Origin of the sequence: Pseudomonas guariconensis, from assembly GCF_900102675.1 — a bacterium.
Taxonomy (GTDB): domain Bacteria; phylum Pseudomonadota; class Gammaproteobacteria; order Pseudomonadales; family Pseudomonadaceae; genus Aquipseudomonas; species Aquipseudomonas guariconensis.
Genome location: NZ_FMYX01000024.1, coordinates 1 through 7728 on the forward strand (window position 1 = coordinate 1; position 7728 = coordinate 7728).

Sequence of the window (7728 nt, forward strand, 5' to 3'; positions counted from 1 at the left end):
CGATTGTTAAAGAGCGATTTGGTTAAGCGCTTTGCTCAACCGAGGCCGCGCATTCTACGCTTTCCTCTAAGTCTGTCAAGCGTTTATTTTGAAGTTTTTTCCGAGAAACCCGTTCAACTTCAACCGCTTAACTCGCTGCGATCTCTCGTAGCGGGAGGCGAATCATACAGCGTTAAAACCTGCTGTCAACTGCCTTTTTCACCGCTGCCGATCAGAAGACCGAAGCCCTTCCGATACTACTTGAAGCGTTCAACTCGTTGATTATCAAGGAGTTTTGCGTTTCGACTGCGTCGGAAGTGGGGCGCATTATAAGGGGATTCGAAACCCCGTCAACACTTATTTTCAAAAAACCTTAATCTGGCTGAAAAGCAAAACGGGGAGGCCTGGCGGCCTCCCCGTTTTGCTTTTGGGCTTGCTCTATCTCTTACAGGCTTGGGAACGCGAACTGCGAAGCCTCATGGCTGGCACGCTGTGGCCAACGCTGGGTGATAGCCTTGCGACGGGTATAGAAGCGCACACCATCCGGGCCATAAGCGTGCAGATCGCCGAACAGCGAACGCTTCCAGCCACCGAAGCTATGGTAGGCAACCGGTACCGGCAGCGGCACGTTCACCCCTACCATGCCGACTTCGATCTCGTCGCAGAACAGGCGCGCCGCTTCACCGTCACGGGTGAAGATGCAGGTGCCGTTGCCATATTCATGCTCGTTGATCAGTTGCATGGCCTCTTCGAGGCTCTTCACACGTACCACGCACAGCACAGGGCCGAAGATCTCTTCTTTATAGATGCGCATTTCTGGCGTGACGTGGTCGAACAGGGTGCCGCCCACGAAATAGCCATCCTCATGGCCGGTCACGCGCAGACCACGCCCATCGACGACCAACTTGGCACCAGCCGCCACACCGTCATCGATGTAGCCAACCACTTTGTCACGGGCAGCCGCGGTCACCAGCGGGCCCATGTCCAGGCCACAGGAGGTACCGGCGCCGATCTTCAGCGCCTTGATCTGCGGCTCCAGCTTGGCGATCAGCGCATCGGCGACCTGGTCGCCCACGCACACGGCAACCGAGATGGCCATGCAGCGCTCGCCGCAAGAACCATAAGCCGCCCCCATCAGCGCACTGACGGCGTTGTCCAGGTCGGCGTCGGGCATCAGTACCGCGTGGTTCTTGGCGCCGCCCAGAGCCTGGACACGCTTGCCGCGCTTGGTGCCTTCGGCATAGATGTATTCGGCGATCGGCGTCGAACCGACGAAGCTCAAGGCCTTGACCTCTGGCGCTTCAATCAATGCGTCGACCGCTTCCTTGTCGCCATGGACGACATTCAGGATGCCTTTGGGCAGGCCGGCCTCATGCAGCAATTGGGCGATGAACAGGGTCGAGCTCGGGTCACGCTCGGACGGTTTGAGGATGAAGGCGTTGCCACAGACGATGGCCAGCGGGTACATCCACAGCGGCACCATGGCCGGGAAGTTGAACGGGGTGATACCGGCAACGATGCCCAGCGGCTGGAAGTCGGACCATGCGTCGATGTTCGGACCTACGTTGCGGCTGTATTCGCCCTTGAGCAGCTCGGGTGCGGCGCAGGCGAACTCGACGTTCTCGATACCGCGCTTGAGCTCACCCGCAGCGTCTTCCAGGGTCTTGCCGTGCTCTTCGCTGATCAATTGCGAGATACGTGCTTCGTTCTGCTCCAGCAGTTGCTTGAAGCGAAACATCACTTGGGCACGCTTGGCCGGCGGCATATTGCGCCAGGCCGGGAAGGCTGCCTTGGCTGCGTCGATGGCTTCTTGAATGGTTGCGCGGCTGGCCAGTTCGACCTTGCGGGAACTCTCGCCGGTGGACGGGTTGAAGACATCGGCGGTGCGCTCACCCTTGGAAACCAGCTCGCCGTTGATCAGGTGCTGAACGATGCTCATGCAAAACTCCAGATAAAGAAGGTTGATGCAGGCGCATGAACATGCGCCTGCCGTCAGAGTCGGAAGAAATCAGTCGATCTGGTTCAGGGCTTCGCCCACCGCGTCGAACAGGCGATCCAGTTCCTGCGGCTGGGTGTTGAAGGTTGGGCCGAACTGCAGCGTGTCGCCGCCGAAGCGGACATAGAAGCCTGCTTTCCACAGTTTCATTGCAGCCTCGTACGGACGCACGATGGCATCGCCGTCACGGGCGGCGATCTGGATGGCGCCGGCCAGTCCATAGTTGCGGATGTCGACGACGTTCTTGGTGCCCTTGATACCGTGCAGCACTTTCTCGAAGTGCGGCGCCAGCTCGGCTGCGGATTGCACCAGGTTTTCCTTCTGCAGCAAGTCCAGCGCAGCGATACCGGCAGCGCAGGCCACAGGATGGGCCGAGTAGGTGTAGCCGTGAGGGAATTCCACGGCGTATTCCGGCGTCGGCTGGTTCATGAAGGTCTGGTAGATCTCGCTGCTGGCGATCACCGCGCCCATCGGGATGGCGCCGTTGGTGACCTGCTTGGCGATGCACATCAGGTCCGGGGTCACGCCGAACGCTTCGGAGCCGGTCATGGCGCCCATGCGACCGAAGCCGGTGATCACTTCATCGAAAATCAAAAGAATGTTGTGCTGAGTGCAGATCTCGCGCAGACGCTTGAGATAGCCCTTCGGTGGCGGCAGAACGCCAGCCGAGCCAGCCAACGGTTCGACGATCACGGCGGCAATGTTCGAGGCATCGTGCAGCTCGATCAGCTTGAGCATCTCGTCCGCCAGGGCGATACCGCCCTCTTCCGGCATGCCTTTAGTGAAGGCGTTGCCCGGCAGCACGGTATGAGGCAGGTGGTCGACATCCAGCAATTGGCCGAACAGCTTGCGGTTGCCGTTCACGCCACCGAGGCTGGTACCGGCAATGTTCACGCCGTGATAGCCACGGGCACGGCCGATGATCTTGGTCTTGGTCGCCTGGCCTTTCAGGCGCCAGTAGGCACGCACCATCTTCAGCGCGGTGTCGCAGCACTCGGAACCGGAGTTGGTGAAGAAGACGTGGTTCAGATCGCCCGGGGTCAGCTCAGTGATTTTCTCCGCCAGCTGGAATGCCAGCGGGTGGCCGAACTGGAAGGCTGGCGAATAGTCCAGCACGCCCATCTGGCGCGAAACGGCCTCGGTGATTTCCTTGCGGGTGTGCCCAGCGCCACAGGTCCACAGGCCAGACAGTGCATCGAACACCTTGCGGCCCTTGTCATCGACCAAGTGGTTGCCTTCGGCCGCCACGATCAGGCGTGGATCGCGCTGGAAGTTGCGGTTGGCGGTGTAGGGCATCCAGTGGGCGTCCAGCTTGAGCTGGCTTGCGATACCGGTGGTGGCGGTTGCGGGCATGTTCATCGGCGGTTCCTCGGAAGACGATTAGGCAACGATGGATGTTGTTGCAGCTAAGTTGTCACGGGACTAACGTAAGAAAAATGCCGCTTTTCTAATCTTTAGATTCATGCAGGCTAAACTTAAGCTCGACAAGATCAACACATACCAATAACCCGCTACTGATCAATTACTTGGTCGATACGCCGGTATCCGTCCGTCAGGGGCCTGGGCAGGCAGATATGCAATGAACGGTTGCAGCTCGCCGACTGATTTATGCACAGGGTTTGGTTAAGGTTGCGCCCCTGACTCACTCCATTGAAGGCTTCCCGTGAAACGCCCACAGCCCCTTGCCCAAGTCAGCGACTTCGATATCCGCCTGCTGAAGATCTACCGCAGCGTCGTGGAATGCGGAGGTTTTTCCGCCGCCGAGAACGTTCTTGGCATCGGCCGCTCGGCGATCAGCCAGCAGATGAACGACCTGGAGCAGCGCCTGGGCCTGCGTCTGTGCCAACGGGGCCGCGCCGGTTTCTCACTGACCGAGGAAGGCCGGGAGGTTTATCACTCGGCCCTGCAACTGCTCAGCGCCCTGGAAACCTTTCGCACCGAGGTCAACGGCCTGCACCAGCATCTGCGCGGCGAGCTGAACATCGGCCTGACCGACAACCTGGTGACTCTGCCGCACATGCGCATTACCCATGCCCTGGCAGAACTCAAGGACCGTGGCCCCGATGTACGCATCCAGATCCGCATGATCGCCCCCAGCCAGGTCGAGCAAGGCGTACTGGACGGCAGCCTGCATGTCGGCGTGGTGCCACAGACCAGCCCGCTTTCGGGTCTGGAGTACCAACCCTTGTACAGCGAACGCTCGCTGCTCTACTGTGCCGTCGGGCACCCGCTGTTCTACGCAGATGATCAGCAGATCGACGACGAACGCCTCAACAGCCAGGACGCCATCGCGCCGACCTTTCGCCTGCCAGCCGATATCCAGGCGCATTACCAGGCGCTGCACTGCACGGCGAGTGCATCGGACCGCGAAGGCATGGCGTTTCTTATCCTCACCGGGCGTTACATCGGCTATCTGCCTGACCACTACGCGATGTTCTGGGTTCAGCAGGGGCGCCTGCGTGCACTCAAGCCCCTCGAGCGCTTCTATGACCTGAGCCTTAGCTGGGTCACACGCAAGGGGCGGCGTCCAAACCTTGTGCTCGAAAGCTTCCTGGAAAGCCTGGCTGCGACACGTTGATGCCTGACTCTGCCGCTAATGCTTGTCAGGTGCTCAGAGGAAGGTAATCTGTCCGGCAGCCGTTGCCACAGACTCGTACGGAATCGTCCATGACCCTTGAAGTTCCCGCGCATCGTCCGCCCCTCTCGGGCAAACCCGCAGGCCGCATTCGCCAGAAGAACGAGCAGGCCATCATCCAGGCCGCCGAAGACGAGTTCGCCCGCCATGGTTTCAAGGGCACCAGCATGAACACCATCGCCCAGAAGGCCGGCCTGCCCAAAGCGAACCTGCATTACTACTTCACCAACAAGCTTGGCCTGTACATCGCCGTGCTGAGCAATATCATCGAGCTGTGGGACAGCACCTTCAACGCCTTGAGCGTCGAGGACGACCCTGCCCAAGCGCTGAGCCACTACATCCGCACGAAGATGGAGTTTTCCCGACGCAACCCGCAGGCCTCGCGGATCTTCGCCATGGAAGTCATCAGTGGCGGAAACTGCCTGAGCGAGTATTTCAGCGCCGATTACCGCGAATGGTTCCGCGGCCGTGCCGCGGTGTTCCAGGCCTGGATGGATGCTGGCAAGATGGACCGCGTCGACCCGGTCCACCTGATCTTTCTGCTCTGGGGCAGCACCCAGCACTACGCCGACTTCGCGACCCAGATCTGCCAGGTCACCGGGCGCAGTCGCCTGACCAAACAGGACATGGAAGACGCCAGCAACAACCTTATCCACATCATTCTCAAAGGCTGCGGCATCACCCCCACAGCCTGACCCGGACTTATGCCTTCTACCCTGCTTGACCTCTGCGAGTTCCGCGAGGAAATCCGCAAGAGCCGCTTCATCACCCTTGCCGGCCCGATCACCAGTGCCGCCGAGGCGATGAGCTTCATCGAACGCCATAGCGACCTGGCAGCGACCCATAACTGCTGGGCCTGGAAGCTCGGAGCCCAGTACCGCAGCAGCGACGACGGTGAACCCGGTGGCACTGCAGGTCGGCCGATCCTGGCCGCCATCGAGGCGCAGGACTGCGACCAGGTCGTGGTGCTGGTGATCCGCTGGTATGGCGGCATCCAGCTGGGCACCGGCGGCTTGGCCCGGGCCTACGGGGGTGGGGCCAATAAATGCCTGCAACAGGCGCCCAAGCGGTTGCTTGTCCAACGCAGCGAGTACCACTGCAGTTGTACCTTCAGTGAACTGGCGCTACTCAAGCTGCGTCTGGCGGAAGTCGACGGTCTGGTATTGGACGAACAGTTCACTGCCAACGGCGTGGACCTACAGGTTGCGGTTGGCGAGGCGCATCTACAGACACTGCAACAACAGTTGGCGGATCTGAGCCGCGGACGCATTCGCCTGGCGCCCTGTGAGTAACCCAAGCACTGCGGTTGCTCACAACTACTGTGGGTCCGCCTGTGGATAAGCTTGGGGCATTTGATTACAGCCCTTTCACCACAAGGCCTGCAGGGCATTGATCATATTTTGATCACATTTTCATGACAGCGTCGCAAGCACCTGAATAACAGCAAGTTATCCCCAATTCAGCGATCCCTTTCCCTGATTGAAGCACCTGCAATCACGTGCTGCCTTGCTCACAGATAATGTGGAGGGGATTGTGGATAACCCGTGCATCCCTGGGGCAAACGCCCGGATTCACGGGCCTTCTATCGAATGGTCATTTTTTGTTCAAGTCACGACCGGGCAGCATTCGGTTCGCTGAATTATCCTCAATACCCCGACTTTCAAAGATCAAGGAGCCCCTCATGTCCACTACCAGAACCGCCCTGATCATCGGCGCCTCCCGCGGGCTGGGCCTGGGCCTGGTGCAACGCCTGCACGAGGACGGCTGGAACATCATCGCCACCGTACGCGACCCGCAAAAGGCCGAGGCCCTGCGCGCCGTGCCTGGCGTGCGCATCGAGACCCTGGAAATGAACGACACCGCCCAGCTCGATGCTCTGCGTCAACGCCTGCAGGGTGAAGTACTGGATCTGCTGTTCATCAACGCCGGGGTCATGGGCCCACTGCCGCAAGACCTGGAAACAGTAGGCACCGCCGCGCTGGGCGAGCTGTTCATGACCAATGCCGTGGCACCGATTCGCGTCGCCCGTCGCCTGGCCGGCCAGGTACGGGAGGGCACTGGCGTGCTAGCCTTCATGAGCTCAATCCTGGGCAGCGTGACCATTCCCGATGGTGGCGAGATCTGCCTGTACAAGGCCAGCAAGGCTGCACTCAATTCGATGATCAACAGCTTCGTGGTCGAGTTGCAGCGTCCGGACCTGTGCGTTCTGGCCATGCACCCGGGCTGGGTGAAGACCGAAATGGGCGGCGAAAATGCCGAAATCGATGTGCTCACCAGTACCCGTGGCATGCTCGATCAGGTCAAGGCGCAAAGCGGCAATGCAGGGCTGCGCTTTATCAATTACAAAGGTGAAGCGCTCGTCTGGTGAATTGAAAGCCGTGTGGCGAGGCAGTAGACTGCGAGCCTCGCCCACGGCGAACCTGGATCAGCAGACAGGGCAACACTGAGCTGGCTAACCTGAACCCACTTTCAGAGGAGCCGGCACCATGCCTGCGACCCGTACCTGGTTGAAATCCCCCCTTGCCATCTTCACTGCCAACGGCACCGACGCCCGTGGCGGCCTGGTCATCGAAGATGGCCGCATCACCGAACTGCTCGCCCTTGGCGAAACACCCAGCAAGCCCTGCGACCAGACCTTCGACGCCCGTGAGCACGTAGTGCTGCCAGGCCTGATCAACACCCATCATCACTTCTACCAGACCCTCACCCGCGCCTGGGGACCGGTGGTCAACCAGCCGCTGTTTCCCTGGCTGAAAACCCTCTACCCGGTCTGGGCACGCCTCACCCCAGCCAAGCTGGAGCTGGCCAGCCAGGTCGCCCTGGCGGAGCTGCTGCTGTCCGGCTGCACCACCGCCGCCGACCATCACTACCTGTTCCCACAGGGCCTGGACAACGCCATCGACGTCCAAGTCGAAGCCGTGCGCAAGCTGGGCATGCGCGCCATGCTGACCCGCGGCTCCATGAGCCTGGGAGAGGCCGACGGTGGCCTGCCGCCACAGCAGACCGTGCAACAGGGCGAAGTGATCCTGGCCGACAGCCAACGACTTATCCACAGCTACCACGAGCGCGGCGATGGCGCACGCATCCAGATCGCGCTGGCACCCTGTTCGCCCTTCTC

Annotated in this window: 7 protein-coding genes; 5 read left to right on the forward strand and 2 right to left on the reverse strand. The window is 60.5% G+C overall.

Annotated elements, in window-relative coordinates; translation table 11 throughout:
* Positions 1-424: 424 nt before the first annotated feature.
* Positions 425-1918 carry a CoA-acylating methylmalonate-semialdehyde dehydrogenase gene (locus tag BLS27_RS23435; protein ID WP_043207811.1) on the reverse strand — a complete coding sequence of 498 codons (1494 nt, stop codon included), beginning with the start codon at positions 1916-1918 and terminating at the stop codon, positions 425-427.
* A gap of 69 nt (positions 1919-1987) precedes the next feature.
* Positions 1988-3334 carry an omega-aminotransferase AptA gene (gene aptA / locus BLS27_RS23440; RefSeq protein WP_070572644.1) on the reverse strand — a complete coding sequence of 449 codons (1347 nt, stop codon included), beginning with the start codon at positions 3332-3334 and terminating at the stop codon, positions 1988-1990.
* A 304-nt stretch (positions 3335-3638) separates the two neighbouring features.
* Between aptA and BLS27_RS23445 the strand changes: the two genes are divergently transcribed.
* From BLS27_RS23445 to BLS27_RS23465, 5 genes are all read left to right on the forward strand, one after another.
* Positions 3639-4553: a LysR family transcriptional regulator gene (locus BLS27_RS23445; RefSeq protein WP_043207816.1), complete on the forward strand. Its 915-nt coding sequence runs from the start codon at positions 3639-3641 to the stop codon at positions 4551-4553.
* Between the two features lie 89 nt (positions 4554-4642).
* A complete protein-coding gene (locus BLS27_RS23450) occupies positions 4643-5305 on the forward strand; it encodes a TetR/AcrR family transcriptional regulator (protein WP_043207817.1) in 663 nt (220 codons plus the stop codon).
* A gap of 9 nt (positions 5306-5314) precedes the next feature.
* Positions 5315-5902: an IMPACT family protein gene (locus tag BLS27_RS23455; RefSeq protein ID WP_043207819.1), complete on the forward strand. Its 588-nt coding sequence runs from the start codon at positions 5315-5317 to the stop codon at positions 5900-5902.
* 389 nt (positions 5903-6291) lie between these two features.
* On the forward strand, positions 6292-6978 hold the full coding sequence (locus tag BLS27_RS23460; RefSeq protein WP_043207820.1) for an SDR family oxidoreductase: 687 nt from the start codon (positions 6292-6294) through the stop codon (positions 6976-6978).
* Positions 6979-7096: 118 nt separating this feature from the next.
* Positions 7097-7728: amidohydrolase family protein (locus BLS27_RS23465; RefSeq protein WP_139205780.1), on the forward strand; the 632-nt coding region annotated here is incomplete at its 3' end.